Genomic DNA, 20,883 nt, shown 5'->3' with positions numbered 1-20,883 from the left:
GTGAGCGTGCACCAGCACTACTGGCAGGGCGAGTTCATCGGCGACGAGGAGGCCGGGCGCCGGCTCACCGAGCTGCCGGCCGCCGTCGAGTCCGCGCTCGCGGAGGGCCTGGAGACCGAGACCGTCCTGGCCGCGTGCGACGCCCTCGCCACCGCGCTGTCGGACCCCGGACATCCCGTACGGGCCCGGCTCGCCGCGCACCTGCCCGAGGGCGAGGACCCGGCCGTCCTGGCCGAGCTGGGCGGCCTCCTCGGCCGGCGGGAGCTGACCCGCAAGCTGCGCCGGGAGCTCGGCAGCGCGACGCCCGGCCGGCTGAACCGCGCCGATCCGCGCGAGACGGTCTACGAGGCGTGGGCGCCCGTCGGCCTGGTCGCCCACGTCGCGCCGGGCAACGCCACGACGGTGGCGCCGCTGAGCATCGTCGAGGGCCTGCTCGCCGGGAACGTCAACGTGCTCAAGACCAGCAGCGACGACACCCTCCTGACCCAGCAGCTGATGGCGGAGCTCGCCGCCCTGGACCCGAGCGGAGCGCTGGCCGCGCGGATCGTCGTGCTGCGCTTCCCTTCCTCCCGCCAGGAGTGGCTGCGCCTGATGTGCGCGCCCGCGGACGCCGTCGCCGTCTGGGGCGGGGAAGCGGCCGTCGAAGGGGTCGCGGCCCATGTGCCGGCCGGCTGCCGGCTGGTGGAGTGGGGGCACCGGATCTCCTTCGCGTACCTGACGGCCGACGCCTGGTCGGAGGCCCGCACGCTCGACGCCCTGGCGGACGACGTCTGCCTGCTCGAGCAGGAGGCGTGCTCCAGCCCGCAGGTGGTCTACCTCGACACCGAGGACGAGGACGAGGTCTTCGGTTTCGCCGAGCGGTTCGCCGCGGTCCTCGCCGCGCGGCCGCCGGCCTCGGCAGGCTCTCCTGCGGTCGGCACGGACCCGGCGGAGGCGGCCGAGCTGACCACCACCGAGCTGATGGCCCGGCTGGAGGAGCACCTGGGGCTGACCCGGGTGCTCGCCGCTCCCGACGGCTCGTGGCGGGTCATGGCCGACACCCGGTCCCCGCTGACCGCCTCGCCGCTGCACCGCAGCGTGTGGGTCAAGCCGCTGCCCCGCAAGCGGCTGATCGCCACCCTGCGGCCGATGCGCCGCTATCTGCAGACGGCGGGCATCGCGGGCAGCCCGGCGGACATCGCCGAGCTCTCCCGCACCGCCCTGGCCGCGGGCGTCACCCGGATCACGCCGGTCGGCGCCATGCTGGAGAGCTACGCGGGCGAGCCGCACGACGGGGTCTACGCCCTGCAGCGCTACAGCCGCCGCGTCGCGGTCCAGGCCGAGCCGGCCCGCTTCGCCACCACCGCCTGCCTGGACGACCTGGTCCGGCCCGTGGTGCTGCCGCGTCCTGCGGGACCGCTGCTGGGCAAGGAGGACGTGCAGGAGCCGGCCCGCCGGCTGACGCGCGCCGATGCCGAGCTGTACTTCCGCAGCGGCGGCAGTACGGGCGCGCCCGCGCTGTCGGTCTTCAGCTACGACGACTACGACACGCAGATGCACGCCGCCGCCCGCGGGCTGCTGGCCGCCGGCTACGACCCGGCCTCGGACCGGACCGCCAACCTGTTCTACTGCGGTGCCATGTACGGCAGCTTCATCAGCTTCTTCTCCGTCCTGGAACGGCTCGGCGGCGTGCAGTTGCCGCTGTCGGCGGGCCCCGACCACCGGGCCACGGCGCAGGCGCTGATCGACCACGGGGCCGACACCCTCTTCGGCATGCCCTCCTACCTGTGGCAGCTGCTGCACGCCGAGGAGGAGGCGCTGCGCGCGTACGGCGGCCTGCGCAAGGTGTTCTACGGCGGCGAGCACTTCACCGAGGAGCAGCAGCGCACCCTGAAGGACACCTTCGGCATCGAGGTCGTCCGCTCGATCACCTACGGCAGCACCGACCTCGGCCCGCTGGGCTACCAGTGCACCGAGAGCTCCGGCGGCGTCCACCACCTGCACGCCGACCTCCACACGATGGAGGTCCTGGACCTGGCCGAGGACCGCCCGGTGGTCCCGGGCGAGACGGGCCGACTGGTCTTCACCACGCACGCCCGGCGCGGCCAGCACCTGGGCCGGTACGTGATCGGCGACCTCGGCCGGGAGGTCCCGGGCCGCTGTCCGTGCGGACGGCACGCGCCGCGCTTCGAGCTGCGGGGGCGCACCGGCGACGTGATGCGGGTGGCGACGTACTTCCTCAACTACCGGCGCTTCCTGGACCTGGCGGAGGAACACGGCGGTCACCGGGGCGAGCTGCAGGTCCGGCTCGACTCCGCCGACGCGCGCGAGGTGCTGACCGTACGGGTGGAGCGGGCCGCGGCAACGGATCCGGAGCGGCTGCGGGAGGTGTTCCTGGCCGGTTATCCGGAGCTGCGCTCGGCGGTGACGGAGCGGCTGCTGGACGTGGTGGTCGAGGCGGTGGACGGCACGTTGCTGGACCGCAGCCCGACCAGCGGCAAGCTCCTCGCCGTCGTGGACGCGCGCGGCTGATGCGAGAGGGGGCGCGGGACGGCTCGAAGGCTGTCCCGCGCCCCCTCGTTCACGGGGCGGTCAGGTCACGGTGCGCCGAAGGTGAGCGTGAGCTGCGGCGTCCCTTCGTTCGCCTGCGCCTCGGCGGACCACAGCCACAGGGCGTCCGTACCGGTGCTGCTGAGCGCCAGGCCGTAGCTGCCGCCGAGCGCCGCCGCGACGCTCGCGGTGGTCAGCCCGGTGGTGTGCACCGCCGAACCGTCCGGGATGCCGGTGAAGGTGCCGAGTGCCGGACCACCCAGCGCGGGACGGTTGTTGTACGTGGTGCCGGCTTCGCTCCACGAACCGGTGACCGGGAGGACCGAGACGGTGTCCGTGGTGCCGGCGCCGCTCTGGGTGCTCGTCTTCACGCTGAGCACGGCCGACTTCAGCACCGTGCCGGCGGGCGCGGCGGGCAGGTCGAAGCGCAGGTAGCTCGCGTAGAAGGAGCTGCCGCGCACCGCGAGCGATCCCGAGGTGCCGTAGTTGGTGGCCGGCGCCCCCGCGTTGGCGTAGGTGTCCTCCGCGGTGGCCACCTGGACCACCGAGTCGGCCGGGGCGGTGGCGAGGGCGTAGTGGTTCTGCACCTGCGCCGCGCTGAGCACCGTGGGGTAGACGGCGGTCTCGTCGAGCCGGCCCGCCCAGTAGTCGCTCGTGGGACGGTCGGGCCAGCCGCCGAGGCTGTCTCCGCCGGCGTGCCAGTAGCCCGAGAAGTTCTCGTGGGTGGTGACGGCGAGGGTGCCCCTCTGGACGCCGTCGACGTAGAGGGTCATCCCGCCGGGGCCCTGGGTGGCGACGACGTGGTGCCACTGGTTGTCGTTGTAGGCGGCGGAGGTGGTGATGGTGCGGGTGGCACCGGTGTAGACGCCGTAGACCAGCCGGCCGTTGTTGGTCATGTAGACGTGCTTGTCGTACTGACTGCTGCCGCGCGTCTGGTTGTTCCCGAAGCCGATGAGCTTGCCGCCCCGGGTGGTGTCGGTCCTGAACCAGGTCTCGAGGGTGTAGGTGCTGCCCACGGTCTGCCGCGCGTCCCCGTACACCTGGGTGTCCGTGCCGTTGAAGCCGATCGCGGTGCTCGCGCCGGAGACCGCGCCGGGCGTCTGTCGCAGGGCGGGGGCGTTCAGGTGCGTACCGCTGCGGTTCCCGGCGGCCGAGGAGTCGGCGACGAAGGGGAGGGCCGATTCGTCGTAGCGCCAGTACTGCTGGGCCCCGTCGGTGCGGACCTGGTTCGGGTAGCCCTCGACCGAGGTCGGGACGGTCACGCTCGCCGTCGCGGACGGGGCGCTGGTGTTGCCGGCCGCGTCGGTGGCCGTCACCCGGTAGGTGTACGACTGGCCCGCCGCCGCGGTGGTGTCGGTCCAGGAGGCCTGCGGCCGCTTGAAGAACAGCGAGTCGGCGGTCACCGTGGCGAGGGGGGTGGCGGCCCCGTTGCGGTAGATCCGGTAGGTCAGCGCGCTGTCGTCGAGGTCGAGGCTGGTGCGCCAGCGCACCTGGACCTCACCGGGCCGGAAGCTGACCGCGCTCGCCACGGGCACGGTGGGTGCGCCGGTGTCCCCGGTGGAGGCGAACCGGGTCAGGCTCTGCTGTGCCGCGCCGTTGACGGTGGTGAACTCCCCGCCGACCCACAGGTACTGGACGCCGCCCTTGGAGCCGACGGTCATCACGCGCGGCCCGATGCCCTCGCCGATGCCGTCGTTGGTGTCGGGGGCCCAGCCGAGCTTGCCCGTCCCGGAGGTGGGCTGGGCGAGCAGGTGGTGGCGCTGGCCGTCGGGGAACTCGCCGACGCTGGAGCAGTCGTGCGCGTGCGAGGCGCTGTAGAGCACGCTCTGGTACGGCAGGACGGCTTGGGTGGCACCGAGGCACGTGTCGCGCCAGCGCTGGCCGAAGTCGCTGAGGTTGAGGGCGATCCGGCCGTCGAAGACGCCGCCGCCCGTGCCCTCGTTGGCGGTGTAGAAGCCGGTGGCGTCGGTCGCGATGTCCTTGACCACGGAGTTGGTCTCGATGAATCCGGCGTACGACCTGGTGAGCGCGCCGCTCGTCGCGTCGACGACGGCCAGCGCGTGGGTGTTCGTGCCGTTGACGGTGAAGAAGTCGCCGCCGAGGATCACGTCGTTGCCGTCCGGGGTGACCTCGACGGCGCGGCCGGGCTCGTCGGCGTCGGCGGTGAAGGGCTTCAGCGCGCCGTCGGCCGCGCCGACGGCGGCGAAGCGCTGGCGCGGCTGGCCGGCGACGGTGAGGAAGTCGCCGCCCGCGTAGACGGTGTCGCCGGTGACGGCGAGGGCGCGTACGGTGGCCGCGAACGCCGGCCGGAAGCCTTGTTTCACCGTGCAGCTCGCCACGTCGACGGCGGCGAGGCTGGAGACGGGTGTGCCGTTGACGGCACCGAAGTAGCCGCCGACGTACAGGGTCGCCTTGTCCGGCGAAAGGGCGAGCGCACGGACCGTGGCGCTGCCCGAGGCGACGGTGAAGGACAGCTCGCAGGAGGTCGGAACGCCGGTCGCGGCGTCGAGCGCGACGAAGTTCACGGCCGACCGCTCGTTTCCGGAGCCTCCGTCGGGCGGGCGCACGGTGGAGAAGGTGCCACCGACGAAGACCTGGCCGGCCGCCTCGGCGAGGGCCCAGACGACGCCGTCGGGCTGCCAGGTGGCCAGCGGGTCGGCGGTGAACGCGACGGGCGGGGTGACTGCCGCCGCCTGCGGGACGAGGCCGAGGCCCGCCCCCAGGGCGGTGCCGGCCAGGGACAGGGCGAGCGCGGCCGCCGCCCCTCGGGATCTACGCATGAATCCCCCAGTTCGGTGTGCGGTACGGCCGTAGGGTGCGGCCGAACAGGCCATGGCCGAAAACCACCGAACAGCAGTCCACAGCCGTGCCTAAGGGCGCACCCTAGAGCGATTCGCGGCTCGATTCATCCCACTTGACGTATCGGATGCGAAAGAGCGCCGGCCCGCACACCGGCCCCTATCGTCACGCGCGGGGCTTCGCCCTGACGTGCATGCGCTCGCCCTGCCGCCCGAAGAGGCTGAGGATCTCCACCGGCCGCCCGTCCGCGCTGGTGAACCAGTGGGGCAGCCGGGTGTCGAACTCGGCGGCCTCGCCGGGGCCGAGGACCAGGTCGTGCTCGGCGAGGACGAGACGCAGCCGACCCTCCAGCACGTACAGCCACTCGTAGCCCTCGTGCGTCCGCGGATCCGGCTCGCCGCCCCGGTCGGGGATGAGCATCTTGTAGGCCTGGAGGGGTCCCGGGCCCCGGGTCAACGGGACGGCCGTACCGCCGTTCGGGAGGGTGCGGGGGGTCAGCCGTACCCGGGGATCCCCCACTTCGGGAGCGCCCACCAGGTCGTCCAGGGGCACTTGGTACGCGGCCGCGAGCGGCAGCAGCAGTTCCAGGCTGGGGCGGCGCTGCCCCGACTCCAGCCGGGACAGGGTGCTCTTCGAGATGCCGGTCGTCTCGGAGAGCGCGGCCAGGGTGAGACCGCGCCGGGCGCGCAGCCGTCTGAGCCGGGGAGCGACCTCGTCGAGGACCGCCTGGTGGGGGGATGGGGTCTCGTCCATCCGGCCATTGCACCCGGCCGTCCCGGAAACGGCAACAAGGTTTGCCGTCCACCACCCGGCGCCCGCACCCTCCCGGCATGAGCCCACGCACTGATTCCACGACCGGCCCCCGACAGCACCGCACCACCACCGGCGGCGCCGACGACGACGCGGATGCCGGCGCGCACCCGCCCGCGGTCCGGTGGGCGCTCGCCGGTCTCTCCCTGTCCGTGCTGCTGTCCTCGCTCGGCTCCGGCATCGCCCACGTCGGCCTGCCGACCCTGACGCAGGTGTTCTCCGCGTCGTTCCAGGAGGTCCAGTGGGTCGTCCTGGCCTATCTCCTCGCCGTCACCACCCTGGTCGTGGGCGTCGGGCGCCTCGGCGACCTCGTCGGCCGGCGGCGGCTGCTCCTGGCGGGAATCTCCCTCTTCACCGCGGCCTCGGTGCTGTGCGCCGCCGCGCCCGCGCTCTGGCTGCTGGTCGCCGCCCGGGCGGCCCAGGGCCTGGGAGCCGCCGTGATGACGGCCCTCACCCTGGCGTTCGTGGGTGAGACGGTCCCGAAGGAGCGGACGGGCAGCGCCATGAGGTTGCTCGCCACGATGTCCGCGGTGGGCACCGCCCTCGGTCCGTCGCTGGGCGGGGCCCTGCTCGCCGGGTCCGGCTGGCGCGCGCTCTTCCTCGTCAACGTGCCGCTCGGCATCGCGGCGTTCCTCCTCACCCACCGCCATCTGCCCGTCGACCGGGAGGAACGCGGGGGCGACCGGCCCCGCTTCGACCATCTGGGGACGCTCCTGCTCGCCCTGACGCTCGCCGCCTACGCCCTCGCGATGACCCTCGGCGGCGGCCTTTCCGGCACGCTCGGCACCGCCCTTCTGCTGGCCGCCGCCTGCGGGGTCGTCCTCTTCGTGCGCGTCGAGGCGAAGGCGGCCTCCCCCTTGGTCCAACGCTCGCTCCTGCGCGCTCCGGTGATCGGCGCCGGCCTCGCGTCGAGCGCGCTCGTATCGACGGTGATGATGGCGACGCTGGTCGTCGGGCCGTTCTACCTCGCCCGGACGCTCGGGCTCGGCGAGGCCCCGGTCGGACTCGTCCTGTCGGTCGGTCCGCTGGTCGCCGCGGTGACCGGGATGCCCGCCGGGCGCCTCGCGGACCGGTTCGGCGCGCAGCGCACGACCCTGCTCGGGCTCATGGCGATGACGGCCGGTGCCGTCGCCCTGTCCGTGGCGCCGGCGTCGCTCGGTGTCCTCGGGTACCTCGCCCCGCTCGCGATCCTGACCGCCGGCTACGCGGTGTTCCAGACGGCCAACAACACCGCCGTCATGGCGGACGTCGCCCCGGAGCGGCGGGGCGTCGTCTCCGGCATGCTGGGTCTCTCCCGCAATCTCGGCCTGGTCACCGGTGCGTCCCTCATGGGAGCCGTGTTCGCCCGCGCGTCGGCAACGGCCGACATCGCCTCGGCGCCCGCCGGAGCCGTGGCCACCGGAATGCGGTTCACCTTCCTGGTCGCTGCGGTCCTGATCCTGGTCGCGCTCGCCGCCGTCGCCGCGGCGGGCCGCGTCAGCGGGCGTCCGGACCCGGCAGGGGACGGCACAGCAGCGCGGCCGGGGAGGGGCGGGTGGCGGCGCGGGTGGTGAAGGCGATGCCCGCCGCGTACTCGGTGGGCGAGCACTGGCCCTTGTAGTTCCCGTAGGCGAACTCGCCGCCGGGGCCGCCCGCCGGGCGGTTGTCGCCCCGGTCGAACCACACCGTCCGGCCGCCGGCGGGGAGCGCCGTACGGGCCGGGGCGCACAACGCCGCCGAGACCCGCTCGCCGCGCAGGCTGTAGCCGATCAGGAACTGGCCCTGCGGGCACTGGAACTTGGTGTATCCGGTGGCCCAGTCACCGCCCGCCGGGACGTACCTCTCGTCGCGGACCACGGTGTGCCCGCCCGTCGGGGCGCGCAGGTCGGAACTGGTGCACAGGCCGCGGCCACCGGTGTGGGAGAGCCCGGTGAGGCGGGCGCCGTCGGGGCAGACCGCCTTGCGGGCCCCGCTGTCCCAGTCCCCGGCGGCCCGAGTGCGCAGCGAGGCGTTGTGGTCGCGGTGGTCGGTGGTCAGCTGGTACCAGGCGGTGGTGGCGGGGACCGGTCCGGTGCGGCCGGGGGTGGTCGCGAGCGGGGACCAGCGGGTGGTGCGCCAGTCCCCCGGGTCCAGGACGCCGGAGCGGCGGCCGGTCGCGTCGTAGCGCAGGAGCGCCCAGGTGTCGCCGCCGGGGGTGCCCTGGGCGGTGGTGCTCCAGCCGACGAGGGGCCAGTACGCGAAGTCGGCGTCGGAGCGCGTCAGGTATCCGGTGAGGCGGTCGAACCAGGCGCGCGGGGCGGCGCCGCCCTCGTCGGCCCCGATCCCGAACTCGCTGATCCAGACGGGGGCGGTGAAGTGCGTGCCGGTCTCCGCGGACACGAAGAAGGCCTGGTCGTAGAGGGTCTGCTCGAGCTCCGCCGCGGTCATGTCCTGGTAGCGGGGGTCATGGGTCTCGCCCATGCCGGTCGCGCCGCTGTGCCGGGGGCCGGTGTACCCGTAGAAGTGGGCCGAGTAGACCAGCTTGTTCGAGGTGACCAGGGTGTGGGACAGGGTGCGTACGGGGGTGAGGGTGGGGCGGCCGTGCGGGAAGCCGTCCACGGGCAGGCCGAACCAGTTGATGCCCTCGACGACGATCAGCAGGTTCGGGTTGGCCTCGGTGAGGATGCGGTCGGCGGCCTCCTGGGCGGCCGCGTGCCAGTCGTGGTTGTCGCCGAGGCCCCAGTTGGGGTCGTCGAAGAAGTCGCGGCGGACCTCGTTGTAGAGATCGGCGCCGACCACGCGCGGGTTGTCGCGGTAGCGACGGGCGAGGAAGACCCAGTCGTCGGCCCACTGGGCGGTGGAGCGGCCGCTGTTCCAGCGTTCGTTGCCGTCGAGGCCGCAGCACCAACGGGTGGTGACGGTGTGGTTGTTGAGGATGACGGCGAAGCCGGCGTCGGTGAGGGCGGCGACCACGGCGTCGTAGACCTGGAGGGGCGTGCGGCCGCGCAGGGCCGGATTGGCGGCGACGGCGGAGTCCGGTACGGGAGTGGTGTCGCGCAGCATCTCGTTGGAGAAGGGCAGCCGGATGCTGTTGAGCCCCACGGCCCGGAAGTCGGCGAGCAGGGTGGGCAGGGGGACGCGGTCCAGGCCGATCGGGATGCCGTGGGCGTTCTGCCCGCTGTGGTGCGTGGCGGGGTCGTTGCGGTCGCCCGAGCCGTTCCAGGATCCCTGGGCTCCGTCCCAGTTCCCGGAGCGCAGGCGGAAGCGGTTGCCCTGCGCGTCGACGACGTACCGGCCCCGGGTGGACAGCGGAGGGGTCCAGGCCTCGGCGGCGCCCGTGGCGGCCTCGGGCCGCGCGGCGGCGTGGGCGGGCGGCGCGGACGGCGCCGCCAGAGCGCCGACCACGAGCAGGAGGGCGCACAGGACCGCGCGTAAGAGGTTCTTCATCTCGCTCCTGCCGGAATTCGGCCGTCCCGGCGGGCGGCTGCCGCGGGCAGGTTACCGGCGGGTCGCTTCCGGCGGAAGGCGAACGCGGGACGCTTTCCGGCGCGAATGGCCCACGAATGGGCCACGAATGACCCGCCCGGGCCCCGGCGGACCCCGGGCGGCACCCGACGGCACCCACCGGAATCAGCCGGTGGACTCCCGATCACGTACCGTCACCCTGCCGAAACGGCCCCGCGCGGGGCCGCACCGCTCTACCGTGCCCTGAGGTGATGTGGCACGGCACCGGAGGGCGGGGCGGATGGACGACGACGAAGACATGCGGCTGGCGGGAATGACGCCGGAGATCTCCCGCCGCACCCTCACCCTGCTGCGCGGCCTGGCGGGCCTCGAACCGCCCGAGCAGGTCCCCGAGGAGGCCATGGTCGTCGCCGACGCGGTCCTGGCCGAGCACGGCACCGACGGGCTCCGGGTGCTGGTGATGACCCTGGCGGCCTGGGCGACGGCCCAGATCGAGAACGTCGCCGAGCTGAGCGGGCGCAGCCACGAGGCCGTCCTCGACGCGATGGAGCTGGCCTGCCTGGAGGCCAACGCCGAGGACACCCCCTAAGCCCGGTGCCCCCGCAGGGCGGCGGCACCGGGCGGTCGGGGTCGCGTCAGGTGGCGAGGGTGGCCACCGGCTCCAGGCCGTAGGTGCGGGCGTAGCCGTTCTCGGTGCCTACGAGCAGGTCCACCACCTCGAAGTACCGGTCCCAGAAGGGGGTTTCGCGCAGCGCGTCGATCAGCAGCTGGTAGGCGTCGTGGTCGTCCGCTTCCCAGACCCAGACGTCGGTGACCCGCGCCGAGTAGAACTCCGTGTCGTAGAAGCGGGAACGGACGCCGCGGGTGCGGGCCTCGATCACCGGAACGACCTGGGCGGTGAAGGCGTGGACGCGTTCGGCCACCGTCAGCGCCAGCCACTCGGGCGTGGTCTTGACCAGCATGAACGCGGTGACTTGCGACTCGGTTCGGTCAGTGGGCATCGACTGCCTCCGATGTGGCGAGGACGGCGGGCTTGAGGGTCTGCGCGCACCACTGGGCGAAGCCGGTGGCCGGGCCCGGGCCCGCCTGCGGTGAGCGGGCGACGCCCGAGTCCAGGCCCTGGTCCTTGGCGCGCTTCATGTCGACCATGCCCTCGACGAACGCCGCGTTGAGACCGTGGGCGAGCAGGGCGGACCGCATCTCGTCGAGCGACTCGCGCTGGTAGCGGACCGGACGGCCCAGTTCTGCGCTCATGATGCGGGCCAGGTCGTTGGGCGACAGGTCCTGCGGGCCGAGCACCGGCACACTGTCTACGCCGGTCCAGGAACGGTCCAGCAGCAGCCCGGCCGCCGTCGCGGCGATGTCGGCGACGGCCACCATCGGGGCCGGCCGGTCCGCGGCGGCGGTGTCGGTGAAGACCCCGTTCTCGCGGATCGAATCGGCCTCCTCCAACAGGTTCTCGAAGAAGGACGGATTGGCCAGGGCGCGGTAGGCGACCCCGGAATCGGCGATCAGGTCGTCCACGGCCAGGGAGGCGGTGACCAGGCCGGCCCGGCCGGCCTGGGGGGTGCCGCGGCCGAGCGCCGAGACGCCGACGACACGGCCGACGCCGTGGGCGGCGAACGCCCGCGCGGCCGGGCGGGTGAAACCGCTGTACGCCTCCTCGGGCGTGAGCGAGGCGTCCGGCGGAACCAGCCAGAAGACGGCGTCGGCCCCGGCGAAGGCGCGCTCGACGGTCGCGGCGTCGCCGTGCGAGCCGGTGACCACCTGGACCCGTCCGCGTACGGCTTCGGGGAGCCGGGCGGGATCGCGGACGACGACGCGCAACTCCTCTCCGTGCGCGGGCGCGGCTTCGACCAGCAGCGACAGCAGCCGCCGGCCGATGTTTCCGGTGGGGGCGGTAATGACGATCATGAAAACCTCGGAGTCCGTAGCGAATCGGTAGGGCCCCCTCATCGTGCGAACGCCCACCGCATTGCCACAATGGGAACTTCAGCATCCAATCCTTGCCAGAAATGGAATGATGCCGGTGAGCAGCGCAGTTCCCAGCCTCGACGCCAATCTCGCCATCGCCCTCGACGCCCTCCTGACCGAGCAGAGCGTCACCCGCGCCGCCGCACGGCTGCGCACCTCGCCCGCGGCGATGAGCCGCACGTTGGCCCGGCTGCGCCGGGTGCTCCAGGATCCGCTGCTCGTACGGGCGGGCCAGGCGATGGTGCCGACGCCCCGCGCCGAGGCGCTGCGCGACGAGGCCGCCGCGGTGGTGCGCCGGCTGGAGGCACTGCTCACCCCGAGCGGCGGGATCGACCCCGCCGCCCTGCGGCGCACGTTCACCGTCCAGGCCTCGGACCTGGTCGGCGCGGCGCTGGCGCCGGGCCTGCTCGGGCTGGCCCGGCGTCGGGCGCCGGGGGTCTCGCTGCGGGTGCTGGCCGAGGAGTGGGAGGCGGGCCCCGCGCTGCGCGAAGGCCGGGTCGACCTGGAGATCGGGGCCATCGACCACGTCGACCCGGAGACCCGGGTCGAAGAGCTGGTCACGCTGCGCATGGCGGCCGGCGTCAGAGCCGGGCACCCGCTCGCCGAAGGGACCCTGACCCCCGCTCGGCTGGCCGCGGCCGAGCACGTGGCGGTCAGCCGCCGGGGCCGCTTCACCGGTCCGCTGGACGCGGCCCTGGCCGAGCGAGGACTCAGCCGGCAGGTCAGCGCCGTCCTGCCCGGGCATCTGGCGGCGATGGCCCTGGCTGCGGTCGGCGACGTGGTCTGCCTGGTGCCGACCGCGCTGCCCGGCGAGCCCCCTTCACCACTCGGCGACGCGGCACGCGCGATGGGGCTGCGCCTGCTGGACGTCCCGCTGCCGCTGCCGCCCCTGACGATCGGCATGGCCTGGCACCCGCGTCACAGCGCTGACGGAGCCCACCAGTGGTTGCGCGGGGCCGTACGCCACGTCCTGCGCCCCACCTCCTGAGGGCGCACAAGGCCGGTGGTGCCGCGTTCCCGGACCGGCCGCGGAAGAAACCGCGTCCGGTCCGGCCGCGATATGGCGGGTGTCGGCGACACTGGGAGAGCAGGAGCGTCGTGGGGGGTCGTGATCGGAGGCCGTCGTGAGCACACCTTCCCCCATCCGGATCGCCGCCGTCCTGTCCACCGAGCACCGTGGACGGCTGATGTCCCAGGCCCGCGAAGTCAATTTCCCGGAGAGCGCGCGCATCTTCGACGAGGGCACCCGGGCGGATTCCTTCTGGATCGTGCGTTCCGGCACCGTGACCTTGGAGATCCCCGTCGCCGGCCGCCGGCCCGCGCCCGTGGAGAGCCTCGGCCCCGGTGAGCTGGTGGGCTGGTCCTGGCTGTTCCCGCCGTACGTGTGGCAGCTCGGCGCGGAGGCGATGACACCGGTACGGGCGTACGAGTTCGACGCCGCGACCGTGCGGATGCTGATGGACGCCGATCCCACCTTCGGCTCCGCGATCGGGCACTGGGTCGGGCGCGTCCTCGCGATGCGCCTCCAGCAGACCCGCACCCGCCTGCTGGAGCTGTACGCACCCCGCCTCAGCAGCACCGCGTGACCCCTAGTCGCGCACGCCCGCCGTCTCGACCGCCCTGCGCCGCAGGCACAGCGCGGCGGGGACGACCGCGGAGACCACCGCCACGGCCGCGCACGCGCCGGACGTCGCTCCGAGGGCGCCCCACGGGATCACCAGGGCGCTCCTGACGTCCAGGAGGCCCAGCGCCGCCCGGACGCCGGCCAGGTTCAGGGCGGCGACCATGGTTCCGGTGACCGTGCCGACGAGGACGACCAGCAGGGACTCCCCCGCGACCGACCGCAGGACCTGCCACCGGGTGGCTCCGGCCAGGCGCAGCACCGCGAGGTCGCGGGCCCGGTCGGAGGTGGCCGTGACCAGGGTGCCCGCGAGCGCGATCCCCGTGTAGAGCAGGGCGATGCCGAGCACCAGCAGGAAGCCCGTCCGGGTGGTGCGGCGGGTTCCGGGACGGTTCTCGGACATCCACCGGTCCTTGGTGAGGACGCGGCCCCCGGCCTGCCGTGCGGCCTCGGTCAGTGCGGCGCCGACGGTCGCGCGGTCCGCGCCGGGGGCGAGGCGTACGTCGATCCGGTCCACCTTTGCGCCGGGGGCGTTGGCGGGGGTGACGTAGGCCCCGTTGCCGCCGGTGCCGATGCTCATCACGGCGGCGATCCGTAGGACCTTGCGGGTGCCGTCGCCGAGCCACACCTCGACGGTGGATCCGACGGTGTGCCGCTCCCATTCCGCGGTGACGATGACGGAGTCGTCGTCGAGGTCGGTGACCGCTCCGGCCGCGAGGGGCAGTCGGGCGGTCCGGGCGAGGGCCTCGGGGTCCGCGGCGCGGGCGTCGGAGCGGATCAGCGCCGTGCCCTCCTCCAACACGTGGACGGCGGTCGCGGCGGTGGCGGAGATCTCCGTTCCGGGTACGGCCCGGATCCGCTCGACCGCGGCCGGATCGAACCCTCCCGGGCCGGCCGTGACGACGTGGTCGGCGGCGGTCCGCTGCCGGATCTCGGCGGCCTTGGCCTCGTTCAGCGTGGCGGTGGTGCCCAGCAGGGATCCGGCGAGGGCCACGGTGACCAGGACGGGGGCGGCGACGGCCGCCGTACGGCGGGTGCCGGCCGCCGCGTTCTCCCGGATCAGCATCCCGCCGGCGCCCGGCAGCCGTGCGGGGAGCCAGGCGAGCAGCCGGACCAACGGCCGCACCAGCACCGGCGACAGCAGCGCGAAGGCGACGATGAACAGCATCGGGCGGCTGGTGTACGTCTTGCGGTGGAGCAGGTCCGACGGATCGGTGAGCAGGGAGTGGGCGAGGGTGGCGAGGCCCGCCAGCAGCAGTGCGGCGCCGAGGATCCAGCGGCCCGGGGTCATGGTCCGCGTCTCGTGGGCGGCTTCGCGCAGCGCCTCGGAGGGGGCGACCCGGCCCGCCCGCCAGGAGGCTGCGACGACTCCCGCAAGGGCGACGAGCAGGCCGGTCCAAAAGGCCGCGTGGAAGGGCCAGGTGGCGTCGCCGACGGCGAACCAGCGGGGTGCGAAGCCCTCGTCCACCAGGTACGAGACGAACACGGGCGCCCCGTACGCCCCGAGCAGGCAGCCCGCGGCGGATGCCACCACGCCGAGCAACAGCGCCTCGGCGACCACCGTGCGCCGGATCTGGCCCGGGGTGGCGCCGGCCGTGCGCAGCAGGGCGAACTCCTTGCGGCGTTGGGCGACCGCGAAGGCGAAGGTGGAGGCGACGACGAACACCGAGACGAAGCCGGTGATGCCGCCCGCGGTGCCGAGTGCGGCGTTCACGGCGACCAGGGCCTCGCGCTCGGGGTCGGGGTCGGCGTGGCGGCGGTCCGGGCCGGTCAGGACCCGTACGCCGGTGTCCCGGCCCGGGAGCGCCCGGACGGCATCGCGTACGGCGTCCCGTACGGCGGTCGGGTCGGCAGCGACGACGAGGTGGTCGACGGCGGGCGAGAGCCGGGCAGCGCGGGCGTCGGTCCAGAAGACGGCGTCCTCGAAGCCGCGGTCGGCGACGGTGCCGACCACGGTCACGGGGCCGTGGTCGGTGCCGATCCGGGCCCCGGGCCGGGCCCAGCCGGTGGTGACGACCTCGTCGTCGGTGCGCGGGGAGCGGCCCGCGTCGAGGGTGTACGGGGCGAAGGCGGCGACCGACCAGGGATGGCCGACCAGGCGCTCCGGCCCGCCCTCGGCACGGACGGGGAAGGACCGGTCCTCGGTGGTCGGGCCGAGGGCGGCCAGCCGCCGGGCGAGTTCGGGGGTGACGGGCCGGGGGTGGGCGAGCTTTCCGGTGCGCTCCCCGCCCGGGACGGGGACGCGCAGCACGTCGTCGCCCTTGACGACGACGGGGGCCTGGGCGAACCGCTCCGGGAGGCGCTGCGGGGCGTCCAGGGTGGCGGCGAGCCCGAGGCCCATGGTGGCGATGAGGCCGACGCCGAGGGCCAGGGCCACGAAGCTTCCGAGGAAGGTGACCCAGCGGCCCAGCGCGGTGCGCAGGGCGATGGTCAGCACGGCGCTCCCTCGAGCGCGGTCATGCGGGCGGCGATGTCCTGGGCGCGTGCGCCCCGGAGTTCACCGTTCACCCGGCCGTCGGCGAGGAAGACCACGCGGTCCGCGTAGGAAGCGGCCACGGGGTCGTGGGTGACCATGACGACGGTCTGGCGTTCGGTGTCGACCATGGCCCGGAGCAGGGTGAGCACCCCGCGGCCGGTCTGCGAGTCCAGGGCGCCGGTGGGTTCGTCGCCGAAGAGCACCTCGGGGCGGGTGATCAGGGCGCGGGCCAGGGCCACGCGCTGCTGCTGCCCGCCGGACAGCTGCGCGGGCCGGTGCCGGGCCCGGTCGCCGAGGCCCACCCGGGCGAGGGCCTCGCGGACCTCGGCCCTGGCGGGGCGGCGGCCGGCCAACCGCAGCGGCAGCGCGACGTTCTGTTCGGCCGTCAGGGCGGGCAGCAGGTTGAAGGCCTGGAAGACGAAGCCGATGCGGTCGCGACGCAGCAGGGTCAGTCGGGTCTCGCCGAGCCCGCCGAGTTCGGTGCCGCCCACGCTCACACCGCCGGACGTGGGCCGGTCGAGTCCTGCCGCGCATTGCAGCAGGGTGGACTTGCCGGAGCCGGAGGGGCCCATGACGGCGGTGAAGGTGCCCCGGGGGACGTCGAGGGAGACCCGGTCGAGGGCGGTGACCGCCCGGTCTCCGGCGCCGAAGACCCGCGTGACGTCCTTGAGTTGGATCGCGTCGTATTCCATGGCTCCAGCCAACCGTCGCGGGCGGCGCGGCACAGCGGGCCCAGGGCGTGTCCCCGGGGTGGGGCCGGCCCTACCCCCGGAGGGGGTCCAGACCCCCTCCGGGCAGATCACGGGCGTGGTGCGACAGGTTTCGCGGGGGTGTCCCGGTCGGTGTTCGGCCGATTCGGCGGCCCGCTCCCGCACAGGTCAGCCCGCTCGCACGGCTGCTGTCTGCAATCATTCGTACACGATCGGTGACGAGAAATGGGGGTCCGAACGGGCGTTCACGGCTCGGGTCGGCAAGACTGCGTCCGCTATCCGAAACACCAACCCAAGGGAGTGTTCGAAATGCGGTCCATCGCAAGGGGTCTCGGGCTCGGTTCCGCCGCCATGGCGCTCACCGCGCTCACCGCGCTGGCCTGGCCGGGTACGGCCGGAGCCGCACCGACCGGTACGGAGAGCCTGTACGCGCCGTCCGCGCTGGTGCTCAGCGTGACGGCCGGGCCCGATGCCAAGAAGGGCACGGTCCTGCGCGCGGTGACCCTCGTCTGCTCGCCGGCGCCCGGCGGGACGCACCCGAACCCGGCCGCGGCGTGCGCCGAGTTACGCGCGAACGGCTCACAGCTCGACCCGCTGGCCGCACCGGCCGCCGGCGCCGTCTGTACCAGGGAGTGGAACCCGATGACGGTGACGGCCGTCGGCGTGTGGCAGGGTCGTCGGCTCAGCTACACGTACACCTTCGCCAATCCGTGCGGTCTACGGAACACCTCCGGCGCACTGTTCGGCTTCTGACCCCTCGTGGAGCGGTGGGCCGGGCGGCGCCGTGCGACCGCCGTCCGGCCCGGCTCACCGGGGCCCCGCCACTGCCGCCAACAGGGCCGGATCCTCATCCCAGTTCGAGACTGGTCACCCCGAAGAGCTCCGTCAGGGCGAGGTCCGGCGCCGGCCCCGTGTACATCCGGGCGGTCTCGAAGGCCGGGGCGAGGCCGAGGCGTTCGAAGAGCGCGGCGGCCACCGGGTTGGCGTCCGGTACGTCCACGGACACCAGGCCGTCGGGGGCGCGGCGGGCCAACTCCCGCAGCAGGGACGCAGCCACCGCCGGAGTGGCCGCGTAGAGCGGGCCGATCCGATGGGCGGCGCTGGAGGGGCGGATCACGCCGAGGCCCTCGATGCGGCCGTCCCGGACGGCGGCCAGGGCGGTGCGGCCGGGCAGCCCGGTCCAGGCGGACAGGAAGGCGTCCCGCGGCGCGGGGAAGAACCGTCGGTCGTAGGCGGCGAGCCGACCGAAGGGAAGGGTGCCCGCGTCCACGACCTCGACCTCGACCGCGCCGTCGTCGTCCCCCTGTGGGGTGCCTTCGTAGCGGAAGTTGTTCCAGGCCGGGCGGAATCCCGATTTCCGGTAGTTGGCCTGCTGATCGACGACCCCGTCCAGGCCCACGAGCCGGCCGTCGAGCCGTTCCATCCCGGCGCGCCACAGCCGGATGCCGTACCCCTGGCCGCGGACGGCCGGCCGGGCGATGTAGAAGCCGATGAAGCCGAAGCCTCCGCCGTACCGCACGGCGGAGATGCAGGCCACCGGCTCGCCGTCCAGCCGCCCGATCAGGAACCCCTCCGGGTCGGCGACCGCGAAGGCGAACCGGTCCGAGTCCCCCGGGTTCCAGCCCTCCTCGTCGGCCCAGTCACGGATCAGCCTCATGTCGGCGGCGCTCGCACCGGCGATCTCGAATCCCGTCATGCCGGTGTTGTACCAGATGGGGCCGGTGCGCGCAGGGGTGCTTGATGATCCGTCAGAAGGCGGACGAACGCGGCCTGATCGGCCTCCGGGTGGAGGTCGCTGACCTGCCCGTCCCCCACTTCGACGACGCGCCAGACCCCGTCCGCGCGCAGCGCGAGGTCGGTGGTCACGAAGGGGCAGCCCAGCGCCTCGACTGCCGCCCGGACCGGTTCGAGGGCCGACTCGAGGGCCGGTTCCGGAACCGCGTCGACCGGACTGTCGGGGTGGGCGGTGACCAGCCGCGGTACCCCGTCCCGCCACCACACCCGTACCTCCGCGGCCGTCGCCTCCGGTGTGACGAAGCGCTCGAAGGCCCGCACCACCACCCCGCCCGCCAGGAACTCGCCCTGCAGTTCGACGAGGCGGGCGACGACGCGGTTCAGCGCGGCCCGGTCGGCGAGGTCGGGCACGTAACAGGCCTCGTCCCACTCGTGCTTGCGGGACTTCACGTAGTCCTTGACGATGGCGGCTCCCGGCGGCAGGCCCGCCACCAGGGCCGCGAGGCCCTCCGGGTCCGGGACCGCCCCCGCAGCCGCCGGCAACCAGCCGCTGACCGGGGTCAGGCCCGCGAAGGTCTCGTACCAGCCGGGGAGTTCGTGCGCCCTGCGGTACGCCTCCGGGGTGACGACCAGCTCGCCACCGCGCCGGCGCAGGGCCGCGTCCAGTGCGGCGTAGTGGCCCGAAGGGATCATCCAGCCGCGGTACCAGACGGCTCCGGCCCCCTCCGGCACGCGCGCGACGGCCCGTTCGGCGTCCCCGGCCAGCAGCGCGTCGTGGTCGATGAGCAGGGCGGTGCCCCCGGCGTCGCGCAACTGCCGGGCCTGCGCGGCGAAGTGGGCGTCGGCCCGGCGCTCGTTCAACGGGTCGCGGCAGTAGAGGACGGTGGTGGTCGTGGTCGTCGTAGACATGCACCCACCCTATGGACGTCCCCGCCGATCACCGTACGGCTTTCAGCCCGCGCAGATCACGTCGTCGAGCCGGATGGGGTTGGAGTCCAGACGTACGTACGCGGTGAAGGTGTCGGTGGTGCCGGAGGCCCAGTGGGTGGTCACGGTGGCCCAACCCACCGAGGCCGTCTTGGCGACGGTGACCGGGCCGACGCTGATGTCCTGCGGCTCCTCCTGGGAGCAGAGCAGGACGTCGATCTCTTCATTGACCTGCTGTCTCTCCTTGAGGATCTGCGAGACCTGGTTCTCCCGGTCCTGCTCGGAAGGACCGTGGTCACCGTAGAAGCCGATGAGGAACTCGCTGATCTGGGCAGCGGTGTGTCCCCTCCCCGCGACGGCGGCGGGCGCGGCGAGGGCGGGAACGGACGGCATGACCGGGAGCGCGAGCAGGGTCAGCAGCAGGGCACCGAGGCGGTACGGCTTGAGCATCATGTCCGGTCTTGTACCCGCCGGGCCGGCAGATCGGGAGGGCGGGGCCCGGATCTCACTCCTGTGGGGGGCGGGATTCACCGCAGAAACGACCCTCCGGCGGGTGCGCGGAAATGGGCTCGCGGGCTGCCCTTGCCCGTACGTAGGGTCGGTGCATGGGGAAGCCACTTGTCGCAGTGTTCAGCGGGGCCGGAATGTCGACCGACTCCGGAATTCCGGACTACCGGGGGCCCCAGGGCCTGTGGCGGCAGGATCCCGACGCCGAAAAGCTCGTGACCTACGCGTACTACATGGCCGATCCGGAGATCCGGCGCCGCTCCTGGCTGATGCGCGCCGAGATCGGCGCGCTCGGAGCACGGCCGAACGCCGCGCACCTGGCCGTGGCGGAGCTGGAGCGCGGTGGCACCCCGGTGCGGGTGATCACCCAGAACGTGGACGGGCTGCACCAGCTCGCCGGGATGCCCGACCGCAAGGTGTTCGAGCTGCACGGCAGCGCCCGGTCGGTGGTCTGCACGGCCTGCCACGCCCGGTCGGGCATGGACGAGGCGCTGGCCCGGGTGGCCGCCGGGGAGCCGGATCCCGCCTGCCTGGTGTGCGGCGGGATCCTCAAGTCGGCGACCGTGATGTTCGGCCAGCGACTCGACCCCGAGGTGCTGGGGCAGGCGATCGCCGTGGCCAAGGGGTGCCAGGTCTTCATCGCCGTCGGGTCGTCCCTGCAGGTGCAGCCCGCAGCATCGCTCGCCGGGATGGCCGCGGAGGCCGGGGCCCGGCTGATCATCGTGAACGCGGAGGAGACCCCGTACGACCCGCTGGCCGAAGAGATCGTCCGCGAGCCGATCGGCACCGCCCTGCCGGCCGTCCTGGCCAGGTTCGCCGCACCCTAGCCCGGCCTGGCCCCCGGCCCGGGCCCTAGCCCGCGTCCGCCGCCCGGCGCATCTCCGTCACGTCCAGCTTCTTCATCTGCATCATGGCGGCGGTGGCCCGGGCGGCCCGCCCGGGGTCCGGGTCGGCGATCAGGTCGATGGCGCCCGGCGGGATGACCTGCCAGGACACGCCGAACCTGTCCTTGACCCAGCCGCAGACGCCCTCCTCGCCACCGTCACCGGTCAGCGCGTCCCAGTAGTAGTCCGCCTCCGCCTCGTCGGCACAGCGGATCTGGAAGGAGATCGCCTCGGTGAAGGGGAACTGCGGGCCACCGTTGAGGCCGATGAACTGCTGGCCGTTGATCTCGAACTCCACGACCATCACGGAGTCGGCCTGGCCGGGGCCCGCCTCCGTGTACCGGCCGATCCGGCCGAGCTTGCCGTCCTTGAAGACGGACAGGTAGTAGTCGGCGGCCGCTTCCGCGTTGCCGTCGAACCACAGACACGTGGTGAATCCCTTGCCGCTCATCTCTGCCTCCGGGCCGGTGGGTGGACGGTGGACACCGT

General features: G+C 73.7%; 18 protein-coding genes. 7 read left to right on the top strand and 11 right to left on the bottom strand.

The features are described 5' to 3' along the window. The gene (locus OG386_RS38480; protein ID WP_328791964.1) at positions 1-2,511 is read left to right on the top strand and encodes an acyl-CoA reductase; all 2,511 of its coding nucleotides are present in this window, start codon (positions 1-3) and stop codon (positions 2,509-2,511) included. 65 nt (positions 2,512-2,576) lie between these two features. Here the strand turns inward: OG386_RS38480 and OG386_RS38475 are convergent, their stop codons facing one another. Continuing rightward, on the bottom strand, positions 2,577-5,309 hold the full coding sequence (locus OG386_RS38475; protein WP_328791963.1) for a DNRLRE domain-containing protein: 2,733 nt from the start codon (positions 5,307-5,309) through the stop codon (positions 2,577-2,579). Between the two features lie 184 nt (positions 5,310-5,493). Further along, complete coding sequence (locus OG386_RS38470) at positions 5,494-6,081, bottom strand: helix-turn-helix domain-containing protein (protein WP_328791962.1); 588 nt, start codon at positions 6,079-6,081, stop codon at positions 5,494-5,496. Positions 6,082-6,158: 77 nt separating this feature from the next. Here OG386_RS38470 and OG386_RS38465 point away from each other — a divergent pair, with 77 nt between their 5' ends. After that, complete coding sequence (locus OG386_RS38465) at positions 6,159-7,691, top strand: MFS transporter (RefSeq protein ID WP_328791961.1); 1,533 nt, start codon at positions 6,159-6,161, stop codon at positions 7,689-7,691. Here the strand turns inward: OG386_RS38465 and OG386_RS38460 are convergent. Further along, positions 7,615-9,543 carry a glycoside hydrolase family 5 protein gene (locus tag OG386_RS38460; RefSeq protein ID WP_328791960.1) on the bottom strand — a complete coding sequence of 643 codons (1,929 nt, stop codon included), beginning with the start codon at positions 9,541-9,543 and terminating at the stop codon, positions 7,615-7,617. The genes OG386_RS38465 and OG386_RS38460 overlap by 77 nt on opposite strands. Positions 9,544-9,841: 298 nt before the next feature. Between OG386_RS38460 and OG386_RS38455 the strand changes: the two genes are divergently transcribed. Beyond that, positions 9,842-10,150 carry a hypothetical protein gene (locus tag OG386_RS38455; protein WP_189742644.1) on the top strand — a complete coding sequence of 103 codons (309 nt, stop codon included), beginning with the start codon at positions 9,842-9,844 and terminating at the stop codon, positions 10,148-10,150. 46 nt (positions 10,151-10,196) lie between these two features. Here OG386_RS38455 and OG386_RS38450 read toward each other — a convergent pair whose 3' ends face one another. Together OG386_RS38450 and OG386_RS38445 are read right to left on the bottom strand one after the other, a co-directional pair. After that, positions 10,197-10,562, bottom strand: a complete 366-nt coding sequence (locus OG386_RS38450) for a darcynin family protein (protein WP_328791959.1) — start codon at positions 10,560-10,562, stop codon at positions 10,197-10,199. Continuing rightward, positions 10,552-11,475: an NAD(P)H-binding protein gene (locus tag OG386_RS38445; protein WP_328791958.1), complete on the bottom strand. Its 924-nt coding sequence runs from the start codon at positions 11,473-11,475 to the stop codon at positions 10,552-10,554. The genes OG386_RS38450 and OG386_RS38445 overlap by 11 nt, the downstream gene beginning before the upstream one ends. Before the next feature lie 106 nt (positions 11,476-11,581). On the opposite strand from OG386_RS38445, the gene OG386_RS38440 reads away from it, so the two are divergent. Together OG386_RS38440 and OG386_RS38435 are read left to right on the top strand one after the other, a co-directional pair. Beyond that, positions 11,582-12,523: a LysR family transcriptional regulator gene (locus OG386_RS38440; protein WP_328791957.1), complete on the top strand. Its 942-nt coding sequence runs from the start codon at positions 11,582-11,584 to the stop codon at positions 12,521-12,523. A gap of 136 nt (positions 12,524-12,659) precedes the next feature. Next, positions 12,660-13,121, top strand: a complete 462-nt coding sequence (locus tag OG386_RS38435; protein ID WP_189742646.1) for a Crp/Fnr family transcriptional regulator — start codon at positions 12,660-12,662, stop codon at positions 13,119-13,121. Between the two features lie 3 nt (positions 13,122-13,124). Here the strand turns inward: OG386_RS38435 and OG386_RS38430 are convergent, their stop codons facing one another. Beyond that, positions 13,125-15,593 carry an ABC transporter permease gene (locus tag OG386_RS38430; RefSeq protein WP_328791956.1) on the bottom strand — a complete coding sequence of 823 codons (2,469 nt, stop codon included), beginning with the start codon at positions 15,591-15,593 and terminating at the stop codon, positions 13,125-13,127. Next, on the bottom strand, positions 15,587-16,324 hold the full coding sequence (locus OG386_RS38425) for an ABC transporter ATP-binding protein (RefSeq protein ID WP_328791955.1): 738 nt from the start codon (positions 16,322-16,324) through the stop codon (positions 15,587-15,589). The genes OG386_RS38430 and OG386_RS38425 overlap by 7 nt, the downstream gene beginning before the upstream one ends. A gap of 327 nt (positions 16,325-16,651) precedes the next feature. Between OG386_RS38425 and OG386_RS38420 the strand changes: the two genes are divergently transcribed. Further along, positions 16,652-17,095 carry a subtilase-type protease inhibitor gene (locus tag OG386_RS38420; RefSeq protein WP_327387172.1) on the top strand — a complete coding sequence of 148 codons (444 nt, stop codon included), beginning with the start codon at positions 16,652-16,654 and terminating at the stop codon, positions 17,093-17,095. Positions 17,096-17,189: 94 nt separating this feature from the next. Here the strand turns inward: OG386_RS38420 and OG386_RS38415 are convergent, their stop codons facing one another. Genes OG386_RS38415 through OG386_RS38405 form a run of 3 tightly spaced genes read right to left on the bottom strand, consistent with a single transcriptional unit; the run spans position 17,190 to position 19,456 of the window. After that, entirely contained in the window at positions 17,190-18,038 is an 849-nt protein-coding gene (locus OG386_RS38415; RefSeq protein WP_328791954.1) for a GNAT family N-acetyltransferase, read from the bottom strand. Next, positions 18,035-18,985, bottom strand: coding sequence for an ATP-grasp domain-containing protein (locus OG386_RS38410; protein ID WP_328791953.1), 951 nt, complete (start codon positions 18,983-18,985; stop codon positions 18,035-18,037). The genes OG386_RS38415 and OG386_RS38410 overlap by 4 nt, the downstream gene beginning before the upstream one ends. Positions 18,986-19,027: 42 nt before the next feature. Next, complete coding sequence (locus tag OG386_RS38405) at positions 19,028-19,456, bottom strand: hypothetical protein (RefSeq protein ID WP_328791952.1); 429 nt, start codon at positions 19,454-19,456, stop codon at positions 19,028-19,030. Between the two features lie 152 nt (positions 19,457-19,608). On the opposite strand from OG386_RS38405, the gene OG386_RS38400 reads away from it, so the two are divergent. Beyond that, a complete protein-coding gene (locus OG386_RS38400; RefSeq protein ID WP_328791951.1) occupies positions 19,609-20,337 on the top strand; it encodes an SIR2 family NAD-dependent protein deacylase in 729 nt (242 codons plus the stop codon). A 25-nt stretch (positions 20,338-20,362) separates the two neighbouring features. Here OG386_RS38400 and OG386_RS38395 read toward each other — a convergent pair whose 3' ends face one another. Further along, positions 20,363-20,845, bottom strand: coding sequence for a VOC family protein (locus OG386_RS38395; protein WP_327387167.1), 483 nt, complete (start codon positions 20,843-20,845; stop codon positions 20,363-20,365). Positions 20,846-20,883 lie beyond the last annotated feature (38 nt).

This window comes from Streptomyces sp. NBC_00273, assembly GCF_036178145.1.
Taxonomy (GTDB): Bacteria; Actinomycetota; Actinomycetes; order Streptomycetales; family Streptomycetaceae; genus Streptomyces.
This window is presented reverse-complemented; position numbering and strand designations above follow the sequence as displayed.